Source organism: Marivirga lumbricoides, assembly GCF_014636295.1.
Classification (GTDB): Bacteria; Bacteroidota; Bacteroidia; order Cytophagales; family Cyclobacteriaceae; genus Marivirga; species Marivirga lumbricoides.
Window position 1 is genome coordinate 77,225 of sequence record NZ_BMEC01000001.1, and the last position, 21,840, is coordinate 99,064.

Genomic DNA, 21,840 nt, shown 5'->3' on the forward strand with positions numbered 1-21,840 from the left:
TAATCGACCGACTTCCTAAAGTCGGACGCATTAGTGAAAAAGTAAAACGTTCGCCTTTTTACAAGCGCCTGATTATGAGTGGTTTTTACGGTACTGGGTTGGTGTGGTACCTGTATGCTTTTTAAAAGCTGTATTGAAGGAAGACTTTGAATTAAAGCCTACTTCATATAATATTTCAAGCACAGTAAAAGCTTTCTTATCCGGATCTTTTAAAAGTGCTGTTGCTTTCTTGATTCTGTAAGAATTGATGTAATCAAAAAAATGAAGTCCTATTTTGTGGTTAATCAATACCGATAATTCCCTTGCGGGCATATCTATTTTATCAGATAGATCCTGAATGCTAATAGAAGGATCGAGATAAGGCTCCTCGGCTACCATGTACTGATGAAGTCTATCTATCCGCTCATCATTAGGAACTGGTGTTGGGTTAAGTTTAGGTTGGTTTTCTCTCACCATATTGGCAACCAGCTTCAATTTAGAATCTATACTTCTAAACAATTCCGGATTTTTCAATGATTTCATGAGATACCAACAGATGATGACTAATTGAAATACATACAGCCCGGCACGAAGAAGATCTGAGATATGGTCGTACATAGAAAACTTAAAGATATTTTTGAGCAGCGCCAACGTATAGAAAAGTGATATAGCTACTGCCAGCTGAAATAACCATTGGTAAGCCTGTAGTTTCTTTCCAGCATTATTTTCCAGGTATAAGTTTTTGGCCTTACTGATTACTAAAAAAATAAGGATGAGGTATATGATTACCTGAAGGTGAAGCAATACATGATTAATTTGCACTTCAAAAACCTCTTTGAAATGGGAGAAGAATTGTATTTTCCCTTCATCATCTTGCGAGTAAAAACGGGGAAGAAAAATAAGGTTGACTACTACAAAAGGAATAGCATGAAAAAGGTGCTTAGGCTTTAATGTGAAATTAGAATAGCAGGCTGACAACACATATAGATATAAGGTGGGCAGCTGTAGAAAAATAACCTGGCTTCTGAACATGGCCAGGTTAGAGATGATACCCTGCGCTGGAGTATAAAAATAACCACTTGTATCTATACTGGTAAGCAAAAGAAAAGTAGCAAATAGATAATTGCTAAGTTTATTGGGTGATTTTAGTGTAAAGAGAAATACTGCTAAAAGCAGTGAAACAAAAATGGAAATAATAGCAACAACAAAAAGCAAGTTGGAATACATGAATTAATTTTCTAAAAAAGCAGAAGCTAAGTTGTTAATAGTTGCTGATAAAAACTAGAAAAGCTTTTTATTTTGGTGGGAAAGGATGTATTACCTCTTTTTAAAAGGCACAGAGCAAAACCCTTGAAAGTAGTGTTTTGAATTAAACAGCATAAATTCATAGAACAAACCTGCCATTTATAGCTGGTTGCCATTCTTATGACTTTTCATAGCAGCCAATGTTAGCGGTATACTTTTTAATTTTTCTTTTTCTTTTTCCGTTTCTCTTGGTTTTTATTTATTTTCTCTATGGTATCCATTGGAATTACCGTCAGCATATTAGTTTCACAATTCCATATGTTGAGATATTTCTTTGACACAACATTGTGAGTTTTCCAATTTGCGAATTTTGAATAAAGCATTAGAGTACAAATATCTGTTGCTGTGATAAATTCTCCTGTTTCTGGCAGGTGACTATGCATAGCTCCTTCTATTTCTTGTCCTTCTTCAAAATTGCCGTATTCAATCGGAATAATATTCTTATGTAGTTGTTTTTTAGTTGCGAGCTTGTTGTTTTTATCAAACGTTAATAAGTAGTCATTTCCAAAAATCACGACACCACTTTGCTGTGGACCTGTCAATATGTACACCTTCTTTTCTTTTCCATTAATAAGCGGAATCATATTAGGATTGGTGTTTTGGTAAAACTCAAAAAATCCATCTTCATTTGTTTGTAGTTCTGTCAAAGCAATATTTCTGATTTCATAAAGGTCGCTTTCTGTAATTGTAAAATCTCTTTCGGTCAAGTCTGTTGTAGCTTTTTCCACATCATAAGTACTGTCAAATGAAACTGTCCCTATTACTTTTGGTTTTTCTGCTATTGAGAAGAAAACACATTTTGCTGTGTCATTTTCAGAGTAGGAAAAATAACCGCCAATATTTTCTCTGTCTTTATAGTTCTCCAAAAATAAGTCAGTTCCATACCATGAAGCCATTTCCGATTTGTAGAGAAGTTTACCTTCTGCCACTATTGGCTGTGCTTCTGCTGTTGGATTTTTTTGTCCAAATGCACTAATTGTGATTAGTGACAAAATAATGATTAAGGTTCTGTTCATTTTTATATCTCGTATTTTCAGATTACTGATAACGGTTTAAATATAGTTATTTCTTTGCGGTTTCGAAGCACTTTTCTTTCCACCGAAACCAAAGCTGACTACGGAGCAGAAGCCTTGCTGTTAGCCGTTCACTCGCTATATGCGTTGTTGTGCTTAGTTTATTCTCTTTTTATTTTAATTGATTTAAAAGATTTAATCAAAACATCCTGGTTTTCGGATTTTACCCTCTCTCCAATAATGTTAAAATTGAAAGAAGAATTTAAATCTTCAATAAGAACTGCTGTTAATCCGTCCTTACCTTTTTTAGGCTGAATGTATGTCCTGATATAATTATCAACCGTATCAACTTTTAATTGATATCTAGTGTATTCTTTTTTGTGTTTTAATTTTTTAACACTTTTAGATTGAAGCTGATTATTATGATTATCTATTATACCTTGAGAACCTATATGCGGTAATTCTATTTCTTCAAAATTGATAGTGCTATCATTGTTGATAGAAAAACCTGCATATCCAAATTCGCTCCAATCGAAAAATAAAGCCATGTTTGGTCCTGTAAGTTTTCCTAAGAAGCTATCGTCACCCTGTATGGTTTCATAATTCCAATCGACAGGTAATTCGATTTCAAATTTACCTGTATCAATTATTTTTGTTTTTTGTGAACTATCTACTTTACAACCAATTAGTAACAATAAAATCTGTAAATATAAAATGATTTTCATTAACAAATATTATGCACAACAATTCGCTAAATACACCCAAAGGTGCATTTATCTTATAATTTTACTAACCGACAACAAACTACTGTAAAAGCTCACAAACATTTACAATCACTTTCTGTAGGTTACTCTATTCAAAGAAATGAACATAACTCCTCTCCTCATCATATCCAAATCATTCATCGAAAAGCATAGTAAAATACCTACATGTAGGTAGTAGCTTTTACGGAATAATGATAGAATAATGAGTAAAGTGCAAAAACCACGGGGATTTTAAGATTAAAGAGGTTGAATGAAACAGCTTGATTCTGCCTTAATCTTCATCTTTCTCTTTTCCTCGGTAAATTTTCATATATCCGTTTAACTGCTCTGTAAGTAATATTTTAATTAAGGTGAGTGTCCCAGTAGACAGAAATATGCATAAAATTGTCAAATGTCATGTTTTCATTCTTCATACTTTTTCCATTGATGAAAAAGTATACAATCCCGATAGCCATCGGGATTAGGTAAAATGATGCTACAACCCGCAAATACCATCGCTGGCCCGCCATTTTACCCTCCCACCCGCTTTTTCGCTTAAAGCGAAATTGGGGGAATTAGCTATTAATGGAAGTAAACGTTTATAGCTAGCTTTATTAACCCCATTTATCTAGTTTTTAACGATTTTTTAATGATTCTACCGCATTTATATATATTATAAATAATATGAGTGTCCCAGCGAGGTAAAAGAAAAAAGCTTTGTCCTGCCTTCATCTTTAAAGCAAAAACCTCGAATCCACCGAACCCGAGGTTTATATGATTCCCTAAAAATAGCATAGCTTAAAAGTATGCTACACTTACTTCAACCTCTCAACAATCATAGAAGAAAAGAATTGAGCCCCTGTTCTTATGCAGTTTTCATCCACCACAAAGTTGGGCGAATGAGGCATTGAAATAATTCCTTTCTGATAATCAGAAGCACCAATCAGGAAATATACTCCGGGAACCTCCTGTTGAAAGAAAGCGAAGTCATCGCTCCGACCGTCAGGGATCACTCCATATAAGGGAATAGCATGCTGTGGACCATAAATGGAAGAGATACTTTTGATCGTCTGATCAGCTAATTCCTCATCGTTTAAAACCAAATCCACTTCAAACAAAGTATTAATACCAGCAAAGCTTTTCGCATATTCTGAGGCTTTGATTTTTTCTTTGATTTCCATCACAATAGAGTTGATCTGATCTTTTTCACTGGTACATAGGTTTGCTTTTATAGAGAGTTGACCCTTCTTCTCCTCTACTCTAAAGTACTCAGTGGTAGTGATATAATCTTTAAAAATGGTGTTAGGATTACCCAAACCAATAGTAGGATCCATCAAACTTCTGTTATCCCAAAACTTGCTATCAGGAGCCACATTTTGTAAATCTTCCAGCAGCGATTTAACATAAGCAGTAAGCGCATCTTTCTCTATAATATTATCAAATAAAATTTCCATTATTTTATAATCTGCATATAGGTTGTTGCCTCTGGTAGCAATAGTTCCTTCCGGCATGGGTGCTACGTGCAGTGCATAAATCTCATCCGGCTGAATCATTTCAAGTATACCATCATCCAACATAGCCCTGGCTCCTTTCCAATTTTCTTCAGATGGTTGAAACAGAAAATAAACAGTTCCGCTCAACTGATCTTTTAGGCTGGTAAGCACATTGGCAATTCCCAGGCCAATGGTGGTGTGTACATCGTGCCCACAGATATGTCTTACGCCTTCTATTTCAGAGTGATAAGCCACAGGGTCTTGTTGGTCAGATGGCATGGCATCCATATCTGCCCGCCAGGCTATCTTCTTCCCTTTTCTATTGGTTTCTAAAATGCCTACTACGCCATATCCACCAATATTGGTGTGGACTTCCAGGCCCAGTGCTTTGAGGTATTCTGCAACCTTGCCTGAAGTCATTTTTTCTTCTCCTGATACTTCAGGGTACATATGGAAGTCTCTTCGGATTTTTACAAGGCTATCAAAAATCTGATTGGTACGCTGCTGTACTAATTGATGAATGGTAGAATCAGCCTTCTGCCCGGCTACCAGTAATTGAGAGGAAAGGAATAAGAATACTACGCTGAATACTACCCGGATAAATTTGCTTTTTGAAATCATGTTTACACTATTTGTTGGTTCATATTGTAAAGATGAGGTGATACTTGCTGCTTTACCTGACACATATGTGACAAAAAACTATTGCTTTGCCATTTTACTCCTGATTCTGCTGAGTGATTGACGCTCAATGCCTAAATAAGTACATAAATGCGAAAGACTTACCCTGTTGATAAGGTCAGGATTTTCATCAAGGAACCTTAAATACCTTTCTTCAGCACTTTCAAATAGGAAGCTTTCCACCCTGTCTGTTTGAATGGTTAACACTTTTTCAGCTATTAGCCGGCCATATTTTTCATTGTTCTTAAATTTTTGGTAACCTTTCTGAATATCCTGATAGGATAAGTGAATGATTACTGAGGGTTCCAGGCACTCCATAAAGTATTTGGTAGGCTTCTGCCTGATGAAGGCAGGGTAATCTGTTGCGTACTCATTCTCCTTTACAAAACCTGTAGTGATTTTATTACCTTTTTCATTGATGTAGTACCTTCTCAATAGTCCTTCACACACATAACCCATATGGGTTTGGATTTCTCCACTCTTAAAAAAGCACTCTTTTTTGCTGTAGGCCTTAATGCTGAGTTGTGAGCTTATAATGGCCAACTCTTCAGCGGTAGCATGAGAGAACAATTGGAGGTAGGAATCAAAATAGTGTTGATAATCTTTTTCTTTCAAGGCTCCTTGTTTCTGATTTACATTGGGTTAAGCTTCTAAAATAATAATTTTCAAAATGCTATCCTAAATTTCAGAAGTACAAGAAACCATATGTGACATATTAAAATATCAATCCCGCAAATATTCTAAAGTATTCACCATCTCAAACTTAGGGCTTCTTTCAATAAATTCTCTTAAAAATGCGGTGTGTGCAGAGCCCATCAAAATGAAAACCCTATCTTCTTTACTCATTTTGATTCTGTTGAGATTGGAGAAAATCCGCATATTCCGATTGTAAAAAATAGCGGCATTTTCTGCTCCCTGAAATTCATCTCCTATTCCCACATAAAGTAATTTATCTGCATTGCTGATAATGGAATTATCAAGGTACCTGGGGTCGTTCATTAACCTGAATTTTTCCGGCAAAGGCAAATCATCGAAATGTTTTTCTTTTTCTGCCAACTCAGGATAATCTTTAAACGGATGATTCGTCAGTTCAAGGTATGTTTCCGGGTCTATGGAGTTCTCTAAATCAGGACTATTCTCGATAAAATCTCCTACACTATAATTATAGCCCATATGATTATCAATACCATAAATAGAATCTATTCCATTCAAACGAGCCACTTCAAAAGCAAGCATGCTCGTTTCCCCGAGCTCAGTAATTAAAGTGGCGGGGTTTTTCAAAAATTCCCGGTATAAAGTATTAAGTGCTACATGTTTTTCAGGAACAGACTCAACACAAACAATAGTAGGTTTAAACCTGGCCATCATTTCAGCAATCTGCCTCACCTCTTTTTGGGCTGACTCACTTTTTTCATCAAATTCAGTGGTATGTGCATCTGAGGAATAACCAAAATGGAAAGTACCTACATTCAGAACTTTTATTTTGGAGGACGCTGAGTTTACTGCCTCAGAATGTTGATGCTGTTTGTCGCTACTGCCACAACTAAAGATTAGGAGCATTAAAAATAATGCTGATGCTGTTTTTATTTTTAATAACATACTTTGAAATACATAAAATGGTGTGAGTCGAGCTATATGTAATTTTTTTATATCACCCTCCTTTTGACTGCCTGAATATATCAATTTATTTTTTGATAGTAAGCAGGGTCGAGCAAAATCCCTGTGATTTATTCTAGCATTTCCTTCCCGAAAAGAAGCAGCACTTAGTATGAAATAAAATAAGCAAATGAGGGAAGTTAATTCCCTCATTATAAGCTTTAGGTCTTCCTGATTTCTCCTTGGCTATTTAAAGCTGCTCAACAAACTCGGAAAACACTTTTTTATGCAGTTCGAGGTCTAAATCAGGAGAAACTGAAACCCTTGCAATATAATCTTTGTCAGCCTCCTTGGTAGTACCTTGAGTGGAAGTGGCCGGAATAGTCCAGTAGCATCCTTTCAATTGACCGTAACTCACACAGTATTTACTTTCATTAGGGATTTTGCTGATCATCATGTCAATCAGTTTTTGGTTAAGCGCTCGTTTATAAGCTTCCCTCTCTTCGGCAGTATTGCCTTTGGTAGGAAGATCTAATGAAAACACGGACGGCATAAATCCCTGATCGGCTAAGTCTTCCGAAACAAAATTGATTTTTGCTGTGGGCAGCTCCTCTTTGATAAAACTGACAAACTCCCGTGTGTTTTTATAGGCCTCCTCAATCCTTTGGTTCATTGAAGGCAGCTGTTCAGCCAATATTTCTATCTGAAGCTTAGTTGCTTCATTGTCGCAAAGCTTAAGGTGCTTTTCAATTTTCCCCATTAAAGCTTCGGCTTTTTGATTAGCCACACAATAGCCAGCAGTACATTTACCTCCACTAGGAAATTTTGACCCACTCACATAAGAGATGGTTCTGGTTTCCGATAAAATCCCTTCCTCACTTAAAAATTGTACATTAGGGCAGAAAGTTTGATCCAGGATAAATACAGGGTCTATCGCTTTTCCCCCATTGGCTGTTTTACGCACCTTCCCTAATGCTTCTTTCAGCTTTTGAAGATCCGGCACCTCCACTCTGGGGTTGGTAGGGATTTCAGCAATAATGTAGGGTACCGCATCTTCAGTCGCAATCTTTGCCAAAACTGTAGCTATACTTTGCACCATATCATTGTCGCCATCTACCAATAGATCTACTATTTCAACATTAGGAAGACAAGCTGCCACCCTTCTGGCCTGGTCGTTTGTACCTCCGTAGCAATTGGGAGGTACAATAATTTTAATGGCCTTTCCCTGATGTTCCACTTGAGCAGCATCAATCAGCCCCATCATAATAGCATATTGAATAGAAAGACCGGACGAACCCAGCAGTGCTTCAGTACTTGTGCCTGTAATTTCCTTAATTTCCTCCACTACTTTGGCATGGCTGTTTTCAGTAGCACTTTTAGGCTGCTCTGAGTAAGACTCGCCAAGTAGTTGCTTTAAAGCAGTAAAGCTATCAGCTGGCGTCATCGCTATAGACTCCCTCCTTCTTACATGCTGAATTTCAGAGATATAACTTTCATTTTTACTACCATTGATAGTTAATACACTTCCCAACTGCGCATTTACAGTAAGATAAAAATCAATGTTTGGATTAAGTGCTTCATCAGCCATAAAACCCTGCTGTGAAATGAAAATCGTACTACCATCAAACTCTGAAACCTCTTCTGCATGCTGAACCTGCTTTAGCTCAAACTGATACCCATACACTTGCTTTAAAGCGTTAGCATCAAAAAAAGCTGGTAATTCTCCAACATAGCTGATTTGAGTACTTTTCTTTTCAAATAAATTCTTCCTTAACACAGCTAAAACAGGCATGGATCTGGATGAAAAGCTGATTACCTGTGCAGGATCTATCCCCTTCAGCTTAGCTATAGTCCATTCCAATACGGAAGATAAGGGATGCCCTAAGCGGATGTAATCATAGGCAGTAGGTAAATTGCCAAGGACAGATGTTTCAGCATTCCCCTCTTCATACAAATTTTCAAATTGCTCTAGAAACTCACTTTTAGCCAGTTTTTCATGGTAAATATCCAGGCGATGGGTGGTGAGTTTTACCCAATCAGTTGGTACATTTTCTACTACTTTTCTACTATAATTAAGCACTTTTTCTTCTTGCATATTTTTCACTTTTCTATCGGGCCGGCAATATAGATTAATTAGATTTATTGTGTAAATGTAACGGAGCTTTTGTGGCCTTGTTCGGAAGGTAGAAAAGTATGAGTGAAGGTTGAGGAATAGGGATTTTTAAGTGTGTTTTAGAAGCCCCAATTTGTGCATTTCATACAAGGAAGTTGGCCTATAACTTAGCTTAAGACCACGTAATCTTTCAACCTTATGGTGAGATAGATAGTATTATGACACTATCTTATATCTTACTTTTACTTCTTATAAAGATCATCGCAATGGCTGTAGTTAAAACGCCCATCACCAGTGCTCCCACGGCACTTTGAATGGCATAACTTTTATAATTAAAATTAGCTGCAGCCTCCTCCCTTGTTTCAAAGTAGCCCATTTCCACAGAGTGCTTAATTACATTAGGGAAATAATCCGGGGTAATGATGTATGTAGTTATCCATTGCGACAAGGGGCTTAGCAATGCAATAAATAAAGATAAGAGTAAGCCGGCTATAAACCCTTCTTTATAGCTCATTTGCCCATCATAAAAATTTTTCTTCTTGTCCTTGAGGGCTAATACCATCATAATAATGGCAGGGATAGCAAAAAGATTAGTCAAATAGATATGGTAATCAAGATATTGATCGTGCAAACCCACCAATTTTTCGAGCAGCATCCAGAGTAGTGTAACTACTGTAAAAATAATGGCCCATTTAATTTCTATAGTTACGTTTTTCATTGTTGTATTTTTTAGCTTTTTCTTTGTCAAAAATCGTGATTAATTTACGCAATTGAAAAATTCGCTGCAAGCTTTAGAAGTGGTTTTATTCTACTGATTGTTAAGGCAAATCATTATCTGTAGATGATCATTTAGTAGACAAAATTTTTAATGCTTCAGCTTGAGAAGCAACAAAGTTTACATGTCTGCTATTATTGCTTTCATATATAAATGCCTTCAAACTCTTGCTATGGTATTTGGAAAAATCACCTACAATAATCAGATATACACGATAATTAGTAAATTTTTGCAGAATTTCTCCTGCAAGACCACTTTTGAGATCAAAAAATTCAGGTGCAATATTTTTTTCATAGATGACAACTCGGTTAAAGCCTCCATAAAATAAATTACCTACTAAATCAGCACCATCATCGATAGTATTAATAATCAAATTATTTGAAATCAATTCAGCAATTTCAATATCATTTATTTGATGGTTTACAATTTCCATATATTGCTTATAATGAATGGTTATTTAGACTAGCTTGCTCACCAATGAGCTTAACAATTTCGGCCTTAGAAACTTCCCTGATCAAATTGAATCTGTATTGTCTTCTTACCTGTTTTGTAGCCTTTTTGCTTTAGTATCTTCCTGTCTTCCTCTATTAAGGCAATCAATACCAAAACTAATATGATACTTATCCAGGGAAAAACCTACAAGAATTCCATTATATTTGTATAGAGGAACATTCCAGCTAATTGCACCTTCCACCTCTACCACAGTGGCTTCTATTGATGGTTTTAGTTTGCTCATAATAACAGTACCAGATTCCAGAGCATTATTAACATATTCCTCAATTGTAGATACCTTCTTCATAGACTTTAATCCAAATAGCTATTGGTAGCAACCAGTTTTCTGTTCTTGGGCCTGGTGTACCATGAAATGGCCGTAAGTACCAAAAGTAATAGCGCTGGTAGTACATCGGTAATTGCATCTTGAGATATTAAATGTGAAGCAATAGCGCCTAACATCATAAAAAAGAAGCCAGCATAAGCCCACTCTTTCAAGACAGGAAATTTAGGTATAAGTATGGCGAGTACTCCTAATAACTTCGCTGTTCCTAATATTAAAAGCAGATATTCCGGATAGCCCAGCTGGTGAAATGCCTCTACTTCTTCAGGCATCTTAATAAGTTGAACGATTCCCGTAGATACCATACCCAGGGCTAACCATATAGTAGCTACCCAATATGTAATTTTTTTCGTTTTAGACATAGTTATTCAGTTTAGTTGTATCATTACTTTTTGAAGTTGGTTATGCGCCATATTTATCCCTGAAGCAAAAGGCATTTTAAGAAGATTGTCTCGATCAGCAACAGACTTGAATATAATTTGCATAGTTAGTTTACTTTGCTCTTCGCCTTCCTGTGTAAAACTTAAATATTCCAGCTGTACCGGAAATCCCGTATTTTCCATCTCGAAAGTTCTTGTAATTTGCTCATTAGGTATATACTCATGGATTACTCCATTTGCACGAAAAAGTATGTTTCCACTTGCATCTTTAGTTTCAAATTGATAACTCCCATGAGCCTTATTTTCCATTTTTAGCACTTTGTTGCCCATCCACTGTTCTATCAGGTCAGCAGTTGTATACGCCTTAAAGACTAATTCCACAGGTAAATCAAACATTCTTGTAATTATTATTTCCTGTTTACCTTCTTCAGCTGCCACTTTAGTTTTCTGTTCCATAAGTTTTTTTATTAGATTGTTGTTTCTTCATAAGTGCTTCCAGTTTATTGAATCGATCATCCCACATCTGGCGGAAAGGTTCAATAAAGTCAGCTATTACCTTCATCCCCTCCGGATTTAACTTATAATAAATCTCCCTTCCCTTCTTAGTCTGCTCAAGTATTTCACATTCTGTAAGAATTTGGATATGCTTCGAAATAGTTTGCCGGGATGAATCGAAATTTTCAGCTATAGCAGAAGGCGTGATGGCACTTGCCGCTACCAAAGTAATAATTGCCCGCCTTGTAGGATCGGCTATGGCTTGAAATACATCTCTTCTTAATTTCATTACGCAGTCATTTGACAGCAAATATAATGCAACTAAATGACTGCGCATTTTTTTTTCTGGAATTATTTTTTATCTACTATATAACAAGATTCTATCTTCTCAACTAATGCCATTTCTATGTTGCTCCAAAACACCCCTATAATCCCCTCAAGGGGATAGCCTCACAGATGTAAGTAAGCAAAAAACTAATCAGCTTTAGCCCTATTTTCTAATATAGCAAAAGTCCTGTTATCTCATTTGAAGTTCAGTTCCAATAACTGCGATGACTTGATGCTTACAAATCACCATTACAGTATAAGGATTGTTCAAATTAACTACCTTACCTGTGTATGGATATGATCATCATGTCTAACTGCTCGACACCCCTGAAACCTGATGTTTTTGTATTGATCCAGTTCCCACCTCTGTTTCAGGTGTGGCTCAATAAATATTTTAGAAGTCAGACGGTGCTCAGCCATTAATTTGATCAATGTTCTTGTTCTGTCAACATCCAGCTGATAATCACCATTTCCTAAATTGATGACGAATGAGGAAAGAATTCCGTATTGCCAATAGCCTTGCTCTCTACACCTTGCAGGATAATCCACTTCTCCCTCAGCAGGACTTTCATAAATGCCATAGCCAATAAAACCGGGAGCAGAATTAATCGAACCATCTTTTTTGGTATAAAAGAAAGCCAGATCAAGCTTTTTGCCATCATTATGGCTTAAATGTGGAATTAGGGGAAACCCATTGAAAAAAGGGAAATTGCCATCAAGATAATGAGTGACAGAACCTGCAAATTGCTTGTTCATTTCATCGGCTATTTCCACCAACTGATACTTCAGTTCTGGAGTAACATAATGCCTGTTAAGTAGACAAGTACCAAAATTAAGAGGTTTTAAGTTGCCGGTAAAAGGTAAAGCTGTCCTACCAAAAACAGGTGCCATTGCCGGTAAAATAGCAAAGGAAGTAATAAGATAAAGCACTCCGAACATTGCTAATCCCTTTAGTTGATTGAGTTTGAAAGCCTTGGCAGTCAGCAATGTGAGAAAATAAAGCACTCCCCCCACCTGCGTAATAATTGTTAGCATGCAGATAACAAGAAAATGAAGAATATACTTGAGTATGTTTTTCAAAACTATAAATTAGGATAAAATCATCTGCTTAAACCTTTTCTATTAACTCCTGTACTTTGCTATTTGAATTTCCGTAGCTGACAATTGCAACATCCAAAGGAACATTTTTAAATTTTCTAATAGTCAGCAACAAAGAATCCAGAATCCATTCAAGATCATTACCAAATGCACCCCCTCCTACCAAAGTAAGGAATACTTTATTACAACCTGTTTTTTCTAAATTCTTCAGGGCAGCATAAAAAGTAGCTTCATAAGTGGCTTCTAGAATTAACCTGGCAAATCGCTCCCAGTAAATAGCTTCAATTTGTAAGTAAGCCACAGGCAAAGCTGAGCAATATGCCTGAGAAACTATTTGTTTAGAATTAGCTAAAGTCACCTCTGTTTCCCACTGAAGTCCTATCTTTAAGGCGTCCTTGAGTGCCTCTCTTTCACTGGTTGTTAGCTTACTCAGTTGGGCATTTATATTTAACAAACCTTCCTGATTTAGTAAAGCATATCCATTAGTCATTTCCCATAAGCGTAACTCTTCATTGTTTAATTTTTTCCCTATTAGCTCCAGGCAATCAATTTGGTTATCAACACTTTGACCTCTCTGATCATTAAGAGGTACAAAATAATTTCTATAAATTGTTCCAGCTCCACAGGCAATAGCACAGGCAGGGCCCTGGGTATGGTCATGCTCGTAAATATCAATTCCTTTTTCAGGAGTTATATGTGGGCCTACCATCTCCAGCAAATTAAACTGTGAGGCTGCTTGAAATAGGGCATTAATATTTGATGGATCACAATGCAAATCCTGCACATCAGCAACCTCTTCTTTTACAACAATTTTACCAGTGAATGTTTCCCATGCAGGGGCATGCTGCTTGAGCTCTAATAAGGTTGGAATTTGCAAATAGCCAAACTGATAAGATTTTCCGTTTGCTTTTGACTTCATACTAGTTCCTTCAATAACAATGTTATCATTCACATTTTTAGAAGAAATTTCATCAAAACCCATTAATTCTTTAAACCACATAGGTATCTATTTAAATAATTGCTCTCTTTATTTCCATTTAATACTTCCTGGGTGATATTTCACTTTCAAATTTTCCTGAATCTCCTTTTCAGTAAAAAATACCGGCTTAAGTTTACCTTTTGCATATAATTCTGCCTGATCATCATAATGATCAGAATCAGGATGATCACTCTGGCCATATGGGATAATAGATTTGGCTTTTACCTCATCTCCAAACTCCACAATTGATACATAGGAATCACCTGAGTGAGCTCGTATATTTAAACCTTTCAGACCTACATCAGGTAAATACCCTTCAAATATACCGGAAGAGGCAAACATGATCCCTGTCATTGAGATTCCTCCGTTAATAGGATAGCTGGTCTCAAGCGAATCAAAACTGTATTGTTCAGAATTCAGGGTGCGTTGATGCCTGTAAATTTCACCCCAAGGTACTTTCCACGATCCTTTTTCATTTTTAAGTTTTTCTATAGCTTCTTCAAAAGCAACCAGATTGTAGAGTTTAGTTCCTATTCTTCTTTGATGATAACTTTTGAAAGTCCATATATAATATAAAGAAGTTTCCACTGACTCACTGCTACTATATTTATCCCATGATTGAAGCAATTTCAAAGGCTCTTCAATTTTAGCAATTCTTTCCGGATCTGTCTCATTAACCTCCATCACTTCTTTCATTAAATCTTGCAGATTTTCATTAGCATTCTGAACGTAGGTATCAAATTTAGCAGCTTCAAGAGATGCTATTGTTACATCTTCTAAAGTATCTAACATAATCATAGCTCTCAGACCTCTGTTGGTATTAGGCTGATAATAAGTCATATAGTCAGGATAATTGGCAGGATCAGGGTTCTCGTTAATGGTGGTGTTAAATGGACTATTATTACAGTTTTGTACATAGCCACAATCCGGATTCAATAGCTGTGGCAACTCTTCTAAAGCATGGTATCCTTGCCATTGGCTTTTCTTTAAACTGCCATCCACCGGAGCCTGCCAATTTAAAGAAGTGTCTCTTCTGGGAATAATTCCATTGTATAAATAAAGGATATTTCCCTGATCATCAGCATAAGTGATATTATGGATAATCAATGAATTAAGACGCAAAGCATCCTTGAACGAGGCAAGGTCTTTCGATAACGCCATACGGTAAAGCTGATTCAGCATGCCACCTTTTTCTAGTCCGGCTATTTTTACACTTATAGGTTTCCCTGTTTCTGATTCAGTTAAAATAGGACCGTGAATGGTTTTGCGAAAGTTGACTTTCTGCTGAATGAAACCTGAATCAGTTTTAATTTTGATACTGTCCTGATATGTTTCCACCTTTGCATAATCTTCTCCTAATTGGTATAAGGAAGAGTCTTCAGGATGGTCGAACTTAATTTCGTAGGTATCCGCTACATCTGGCCTATTAACTGTCCACGACCAGCCTAAGTGCTCATTATTGCCCATAACGGGAAGAATTCCTCCTCCATTGCCTACCATTCCATAAAAGTTCAAGCCTTCCTCGCTCATCAAGTGTGCTTCATAGAGTCCCTCATAATTGTGGTGAGGGTTAATGACCAGCATAGCATTGTTTGATTTTGTTTTCTTCCCACTCAATGCAAAAGCATTGGATCCAATACTTTTTATATCATCCATAAGGTACTCGACAATCATGTCGTCATTTAGGCGTACCTGTCCTAATGCAGGAAATGCATTGCCTCTATATTCTGCCAATATAAACCAGGGTTCAATGTGAGTGAGTAGTTGGGGCTTTACTTCAGGATTATTTTCCATATAGTAATTTAAACCCATGGCATAAGCGTCACATAGTTTTTTGACTTTCGGATCTAAGATTTTGTATTCTTCCTTTGAAAGTCGTTCAATTTCAAATGCTTTTACCCGTACATCATTGGCCTTACCCGCTTCTCCCCTCACTTCCGCCAATCTTCCAATAGATTCAATGAGTGAGTTTTCAATTCTCTCAAAATGATCTTCTGCCCGGGCATAGGCAAAACCGAAAATGGTACTTTCATCCGTTTCGCCCTTTACATGCGGAATGCCATAGGTATCCCTGTAAATGGTCACTGCATTTGCCAGTTTTTCAGTCTCAGAAAGTTCAGAATTTATTCGATTACACGCACAGCTTATAGCTACCCATAAACTGAATAAGAGATACTTAATTTTAACATTCATAGGTGAGTAGGTTTCTGGAGAATTTAAAACAATTACTTCAACGTAAATTTTAGTTAAGTAACATCCGGCAATCTAAGAGATTATGATATAGTTTAAAAGTGTATAATAGTAAAAACGAAAGCTATGAAGTTCGTAGATGGTCACTTGCGAATGCTTTTTGTCTTTATCCGTAAATGTTATAGAATCTCTTTAACCTTAGAATAACAAGTCAATTATTTAAAAGTACATCTTAACGATTTGGAAAGTGTACCAACATCTGTTTTTTTCCGTAAAGAAAATAGATAATAGGTAAAACATGCTTATTAGTAAACCTGACGGAATAAAAAATCTGCTTAACTTTAAATAAAAACAATATGCGTACAGAGCAAGCTACTTTTCGATTAAATCCATACCCACGTGGCTTTCATCTAATAGAGCATGAAATTGAACAAAACATGCCAGAACTCAGGAACTTTGAAGCCGGAATTGTACATATCTTTATCCACCATACTTCTGCAGGACTTACTCTTAATGAAAATGCTGATCCTACTGTAAGAGGAGATTTTGAACGCCATTTCAATAAAATGGTACCGGAAAATGCCTCTTATTATCAACATACTCAGGAAGGTCCGGATGACATGCCCGCACACATTAAAGCTTCTTTATTAGGCAGTTCTGTAAGCCTACCTATTGCTCATGGTAAGTTACTCACCGGCACATGGCAGGGGGTTTACCTTTGCGAACACCGTGATAGCGCTTCGGGAAGAAAATTAACTATTACAGTGGTTGGAAACTAAAAATAAACTTTTTCTCAACAGTTCACGTTGAAGATCAAATTCTTTAAAATTTTTACAGATAACCAGCGGAGAATGAGAAATTTATTAATTTCATTAAAAAAATTACTTCATACAAAAATAATCTAGTTAACTATTTGGTGGTCGTAAATACTTATCTACATTTGCCTCATTAATATGAAGTTTTATCTAAAATTTCTTCTGGCAGTCATTATCTTAGTGGCTGGCAACAATGCAAAAGCTAATGCTCATTTCTCTGATGAGCAACACGACCAAATCACGTCCAAAAGTGACATAGAAGTAATCTCTACCTCTTTTACCACACTTAATGATTTTGCAAGCTTTAATATTACTTCTGCACCTACCGAGCAGAAAAAAGGCAACCCCTCTAAAGATATTGCCGAAATTGATGAAGTGGAGGAAGAGAACGAATCAAGAACTTTCAAAAAATCATTCGATGAGGTTAATTACTTTACTTCTCTTTTTTACACTGAACTTCTTAAGCAATATTTTCTTTGCGCAGATAATCGATTAAGTTCGGTTAAATTATGCCCTTATATTTCTCCTGAAAGCAGTTATTTACTATTTCAGGTATTTAGAATATAGTACCCACTCACATCTTATCCTTTGCGGTAAGTATTAGGTAATAAGCAATTTACCTTAATCACAACTGAATATTTTTTTCTATCAGGTTATAGTTTGCCTTTTACTTTGGCAAATCAATTGACCTCATTCTAAAAAGCATTCCAAAAACCCAAATAATAAATAATTAATTAAACTGATGAAGAGAATTCTCATAGTAATCAGCGCGTTTGCAATACTTTGCAATACAAGCTGTGAATCACACAAAGAACACAAGGAAGAAGAAACAACATTTCCTGTAACCAGCGCTCTAAGAATGGATACTACCATAACTGAAGAGTTTGTTTGTCAAATTCATTCCATCCAGCATATTGAATTAAGAGCTCAGGAAAAGGGCTACTTGCAGAATATTTATGTGGATGAAGGAGATTTTGTTAAAAAAGGCCAATTATTATTTCAAATTATGCCCAGACTTTATGAAGCAGAACTTCAAAGAGTACAGGCTGAAGTAAATTTTGCCGAAATTGAATACCAGAACACCAAAAAACTAGCTGACAGTAACATTGTAGCTCCCAATGAGTTAGCAATGGCCCAGACCAAGTTACAACAGGCTAAAGCTGAACTTGCTCTTGCTAAAGTACACTTGGACTTTACCCAAATCAGAGCTCCTTTTGATGGTATTATAGACCGATTTCACGTGCGATTAGGAAGTTTAATTGATGAAGGAGAATTACTGACTAATCTTTCAGACAACAGTAAAATGTGGGTTTACTACAATGTTCCTGAAGCTGAGTACCTGGAATATAAAAGTGAAATTCAAAGTGATGAAAAGGTAAAAGTATCTTTACTCATGGCTAATAATAAGCTATTTAAATTCCCCGGAATTGTAGAAACCATTGAAGCAGACTTTAATCCGGAAACTGGTAATATTCCATTCAGAGCTACATTTCCTAATCCTGACGGCCTTTTACGACACGGAGAAACAGGAAATATTTTAATGCATGTTCCATTGAAAAATGCATTGCTCATTCCTCAGAAAGCCACTTTCGAGGTATTAGATAAGAAATATGTATATGTAATTGATAAAGACAATACCGTTAAATCTCGCGAAATTACCATTGGTGCCGAAATACCTCACTTGTACGCGGTAACCGCTGGCCTTTCTGAGGATGATAAATTTATGCTGGAAGGTTTAAGATTGGTAAGGGAAAACGACAAAATAGTCGCTGAATATGAAGAACCAGCCTCTGCCATCTCTCATCTGGAATTATACGCAGAGTAATTCAAATCCTTAAAAACTGAAAATTCATGTTTAAAAGATTTATACACAGACCGGTACTGGCAATTGTTATATCGGTAATTATTGTATTCGTAGGTTCGCTGGCCATAAAGCAGCTACCTATTTCTCAGTACCCACAGATTGCGCCTACTACGGTAAGTATTTTTATTGCTTACCCGGGTTCAAGTGCTGATGTACTTGTGCAGTCTACCTTGATTACACTTGAAAACTCTATTAACGGTGTGCAAGGCATGCGTTATATGGCTACCGATGCAACCAGTGCAGGTGAGGCCACTATAAACATTATTTTTGAACCGGGTACGGATCCTAACCAGGCGGTTATACGGGTAAAAACCCGGGTGGATCAGGTGATGCCTTTGCTTCCTGAACTGGTTCAACGTGAAGGGGTAATTATTACACCTATTCAACCAAGTATGTTGATGTATGTGAACCTCTACTCTAAGAATGAAAGTATGGATGAAAAATTTCTGTACAATTATGCCAACGTACAGATGATTCCTGAAATTAACAGGATTAAAGGGGTGGCCAGGGCACAAATCTTAGGTAGCCGTACTTATGCTATGCGTATTTGGCTCAACCCTGACAGAATGAGAGCCTACAACATTTCTATTGATGAAGTGATGGAAGCGCTTGGTGAACAAAGTATTGTTGGGCGTCCTGGTCGTATTGGTCAAAGTTCCGGAATTGCCGCTCAATCCTTGGAATATGTTTTAACTTACAAAGGAAGGTTTAATAAGGCGGAAGAATATGAAAACATCATTATTCGTGCTAATTCAGAAGGAGAAAGTATTCACCTTAAGGATATAGGGAGAGCTGAATTAGGTAGTGAATTTTTCGATATTTATTCAAACTTAGATGGACACCCATCAGCCGCCATAGTACTAAAGCAAAACTACGGAAGTAATGCCAGTGAGGTAATTGAAGAGGTAAAGAACGAGCTTGAAATAATGAAAGAATCTTTTCCTCCCGGAATGGATTATAAAATCAGCTATGATGTTTCTCAATTCCTGGATGCTTCAATTGAGCAGGTAATTCATACTTTGAGAGATGCTTTTATACTGGTTGCTATCGTAGTTTTTATATTTCTTGGCGACTGGCGTTCAACTTTAATTCCTATTCTGGCAGTACCAGTATCACTGATAGGAGCTTTCTTTGTAATCCAATTTTTTGGGCTTTCCATTAACCTGGTAACGCTTTTCGCTCTGGTGCTCGCCATTGGGATTGTGGTGGATGATGCCATTGTGGTGGTGGAAGCAGTGCATGCTAAATTTGATGAAAACCCAAAAATAACACCTTATAAAGCTGTACAAAAAGTATTGGGTGAAATAAGTGGGGCTATTATTGCCATTACCGCTGTAATGGTATCAGTATTCTTACCTATTTCTTTCATGAGTGGTCCGGTGGGTACTTTTTACCGCCAGTTTTCAATTACAATGGCAAGTTCAATTGTAATTTCAGCTATTATCGCTCTAACACTTACTCCTGTACTTTGTGCCATGTTGTTAAAAAACCATCATGGAAAACCGAAGAAGAAAAATTTACTTACTAAATCTTTGGATGGCTTCAACAGAGGATTTGATAAGATTACAGGAAGGTATACTGGTTTATTAGGAAAGATTGTTACAAGAAGATGGCTTACTTTTGCTATTTTGATTGCCTTTGGGGCAGGAATATTTTTCGAAAACCAAATCTTACCATCAGGCTTTATTCCAAGTGAAGATCAGGGCACAATTTACGCTATTATTCAAACGCCTCCGGGAGCAACCCTGGAAAGAACCAATGCTGTATCTCAAAAACTTCAAAAAATCTGTGAAGAAATTGATGGAGTGGAGTCTGTTTCATCATTGGCAGGTTATGAAATAATGACAGAAGGTAGAGGTTCCAATGCAGGTACTTGTTTGATCAACCTCAAAAACTGGTCAGATAGAGAACACTCAGTTAAAGAGATCATGGAAGAACTGGAAGAGAAATCTAAAGGTTTAGGTGCTGTAGTGGAATTTTTTGAGCCACCGGCAATTCCTGGTTTCGGATCTTCAGGTGGTTTCTCAATGCGTTTATTAGATAAAACCACTAATACAGACTACCATGAATTTGATAAAATCAATCAAAAATTCATGGATGATTTACGTGCTCGTAAAGAAATTACAGGTCTATTTACCTTTTTCGCAGCTAATTACCCTCAATATGAGTTGGTAATTGATAATGAATTGGCAATGCAAAAGGGTGTAAGTATTGGTAAAGCAATGGAAAACCTTAATATTTTGATAGGAAGTACCTATGAGCAAGGTTTTATCCGTTTTGGAAGGTTCTTCAAAGTGTATGTTCAATCCGATCCGAAATTCAGACAATTACCTTCCGATGTGTTAAAGCTTTTTGTAAAGAATGATGAGGGTGAAATGGTGCCTTATTCAGCATTTATGAAGCTGGAAAAGAAACAGGGACCTAATGAAGTTACACGATTTAATATGTACAATTCCGCAGCTATTCGTGGGCTTCCGGCACCAGGCTATACTACAGCAGATGCCATTCAGGCTATTAGAGAAGTAGCAGCCCAATCATTGCCAAAAGGGTATGATATAGGTTGGGAAGGTCTTTCCTACGATGAATCTAATCGAGGAAATGAAGCATTGTATGTATTCATTATTGTATTGGTTTTCGTCTACTTTGTTTTAGCCGCTCAATACGAAAGTTTCATTATTCCGCTGGCAGTAATTTTCTCTCTGCCTGTGGGGGTTTTTGGTTCTTTTATGGTACTGAAAATGATGGGATTAGATAATGATATTTATGCTCAAATCGGACTCATCATGCTGGTAGGTTTGCTGGGAAAAAACGCAGTATTAATAGTGGAATTTGCTATTCAGAAACGACAAGAGGGAATGTCCATAAAAGATGCCGCCATAGAGGGAGCAAAAGTACGTTTCAGACCCATTTTAATGACTTCCTTCGCATTTATTGCAGGTTTAATTCCGCTAATTCTGGCACATGGTGCTGGTGCTATTGGAAACCGAACCATTGGTGCATCAGCTCTTGGAGGAATGCTCTTCGGAACTATTTTCGGAGTAATAATAGTGCCTGGCCTGTACTATATTTTTGCTAACCTGGCAGACGGTCGACACCTTATTAAAGATGAAGATGAACTTCCATTAACTGAAGATTATAAATACAATGAATAGACAAATTAAA

At 36.7% G+C, this 21,840-nt stretch carries 20 protein-coding genes; 4 read left to right on the plus strand and 16 right to left on the minus strand.

The annotated features are described in order from the left end of the window. Positions 1–72: 72 nt before the first annotated feature. The 16 genes from IEV85_RS00355 to IEV85_RS00430 all read right to left on the minus strand — a co-directional run bounded on the left by IEV85_RS00355 (position 73) and on the right by IEV85_RS00430 (position 16,002). Positions 73–1,206: a helix-turn-helix domain-containing protein gene (locus tag IEV85_RS00355; RefSeq protein WP_188459811.1), complete on the minus strand. Its 1,134-nt coding sequence runs from the start codon at positions 1,204–1,206 to the stop codon at positions 73–75. Positions 1,207–1,442: 236 nt separating this feature from the next. Further along, on the minus strand, positions 1,443–2,300 hold the full coding sequence (locus IEV85_RS00360; RefSeq protein ID WP_188459812.1) for a hypothetical protein: 858 nt from the start codon (positions 2,298–2,300) through the stop codon (positions 1,443–1,445). A gap of 158 nt (positions 2,301–2,458) precedes the next feature. Then, entirely contained in the window at positions 2,459–3,022 is a 564-nt protein-coding gene (locus tag IEV85_RS00365) for a hypothetical protein (RefSeq protein WP_188459813.1), read from the minus strand. A gap of 833 nt (positions 3,023–3,855) precedes the next feature. After that, on the minus strand, positions 3,856–5,154 hold the full coding sequence (locus tag IEV85_RS00370) for a M20 metallopeptidase family protein (RefSeq protein WP_188459814.1): 1,299 nt from the start codon (positions 5,152–5,154) through the stop codon (positions 3,856–3,858). 78 nt (positions 5,155–5,232) lie between these two features. Then, positions 5,233–5,826 (minus strand): Crp/Fnr family transcriptional regulator, encoded by a 594-nt coding sequence (locus IEV85_RS00375; protein ID WP_188459815.1) that lies wholly within the window; start codon positions 5,824–5,826, stop codon positions 5,233–5,235. A 108-nt stretch (positions 5,827–5,934) separates the two neighbouring features. Beyond that, positions 5,935–6,810, minus strand: a complete 876-nt coding sequence (locus IEV85_RS00380) for a DUF5694 domain-containing protein (protein WP_188459816.1) — start codon at positions 6,808–6,810, stop codon at positions 5,935–5,937. Between the two features lie 247 nt (positions 6,811–7,057). After that, complete coding sequence (locus IEV85_RS00385; protein WP_188459817.1) at positions 7,058–8,902, minus strand: PLP-dependent transferase; 1,845 nt, start codon at positions 8,900–8,902, stop codon at positions 7,058–7,060. A gap of 247 nt (positions 8,903–9,149) precedes the next feature. Continuing rightward, positions 9,150–9,638 carry a DUF4199 domain-containing protein gene (locus IEV85_RS00390; RefSeq protein WP_188459818.1) on the minus strand — a complete coding sequence of 163 codons (489 nt, stop codon included), beginning with the start codon at positions 9,636–9,638 and terminating at the stop codon, positions 9,150–9,152. A gap of 127 nt (positions 9,639–9,765) precedes the next feature. After that, on the minus strand, positions 9,766–10,128 hold the full coding sequence (locus tag IEV85_RS00395; RefSeq protein ID WP_188459819.1) for a DUF4180 domain-containing protein: 363 nt from the start codon (positions 10,126–10,128) through the stop codon (positions 9,766–9,768). Positions 10,129–10,233: 105 nt separating this feature from the next. Beyond that, positions 10,234–10,494 carry a DUF1801 domain-containing protein gene (locus IEV85_RS00400; protein ID WP_188459820.1) on the minus strand — a complete coding sequence of 87 codons (261 nt, stop codon included), beginning with the start codon at positions 10,492–10,494 and terminating at the stop codon, positions 10,234–10,236. Positions 10,495–10,499: 5 nt separating this feature from the next. Beyond that, positions 10,500–10,892: a DoxX family protein gene (locus IEV85_RS00405; RefSeq protein ID WP_188459821.1), complete on the minus strand. Its 393-nt coding sequence runs from the start codon at positions 10,890–10,892 to the stop codon at positions 10,500–10,502. 6 nt (positions 10,893–10,898) lie between these two features. Beyond that, on the minus strand, positions 10,899–11,366 hold the full coding sequence (locus IEV85_RS00410) for an SRPBCC family protein (RefSeq protein ID WP_188459822.1): 468 nt from the start codon (positions 11,364–11,366) through the stop codon (positions 10,899–10,901). Next, a complete protein-coding gene (locus tag IEV85_RS00415; RefSeq protein ID WP_188459823.1) occupies positions 11,350–11,694 on the minus strand; it encodes an ArsR/SmtB family transcription factor in 345 nt (114 codons plus the stop codon). Before IEV85_RS00415 ends, IEV85_RS00410 begins: the two co-directional genes overlap by 17 nt. A gap of 314 nt (positions 11,695–12,008) precedes the next feature. Continuing rightward, positions 12,009–12,812: a hypothetical protein gene (locus IEV85_RS00420; protein WP_188459824.1), complete on the minus strand. Its 804-nt coding sequence runs from the start codon at positions 12,810–12,812 to the stop codon at positions 12,009–12,011. 28 nt (positions 12,813–12,840) lie between these two features. Beyond that, positions 12,841–13,830, minus strand: coding sequence for a hypothetical protein (locus tag IEV85_RS00425; protein WP_188459825.1), 990 nt, complete (start codon positions 13,828–13,830; stop codon positions 12,841–12,843). Between the two features lie 27 nt (positions 13,831–13,857). Further along, entirely contained in the window at positions 13,858–16,002 is a 2,145-nt protein-coding gene (locus tag IEV85_RS00430) for a penicillin acylase family protein (RefSeq protein WP_188459826.1), read from the minus strand. Positions 16,003–16,355: 353 nt separating this feature from the next. Here IEV85_RS00430 and IEV85_RS00435 point away from each other — a divergent pair, with 353 nt between their 5' ends. The 4 genes from IEV85_RS00435 (at position 16,356) to IEV85_RS00450 (ending at position 21,830) form a co-directional block, all read left to right on the plus strand. Further along, the gene (locus IEV85_RS00435; RefSeq protein ID WP_188459827.1) at positions 16,356–16,778 is read left to right on the plus strand and encodes a secondary thiamine-phosphate synthase enzyme YjbQ; all 423 of its coding nucleotides are present in this window, start codon (positions 16,356–16,358) and stop codon (positions 16,776–16,778) included. A gap of 174 nt (positions 16,779–16,952) precedes the next feature. Then, positions 16,953–17,381 carry a hypothetical protein gene (locus tag IEV85_RS00440; protein WP_188459828.1) on the plus strand — a complete coding sequence of 143 codons (429 nt, stop codon included), beginning with the start codon at positions 16,953–16,955 and terminating at the stop codon, positions 17,379–17,381. Positions 17,382–17,556: 175 nt separating this feature from the next. Beyond that, positions 17,557–18,639, plus strand: coding sequence for an efflux RND transporter periplasmic adaptor subunit (locus IEV85_RS00445; protein ID WP_188459829.1), 1,083 nt, complete (start codon positions 17,557–17,559; stop codon positions 18,637–18,639). Between the two features lie 26 nt (positions 18,640–18,665). Then, on the plus strand, positions 18,666–21,830 hold the full coding sequence (locus IEV85_RS00450; protein WP_188459830.1) for an efflux RND transporter permease subunit: 3,165 nt from the start codon (positions 18,666–18,668) through the stop codon (positions 21,828–21,830). Positions 21,831–21,840: the final 10 nt, after the last annotated feature.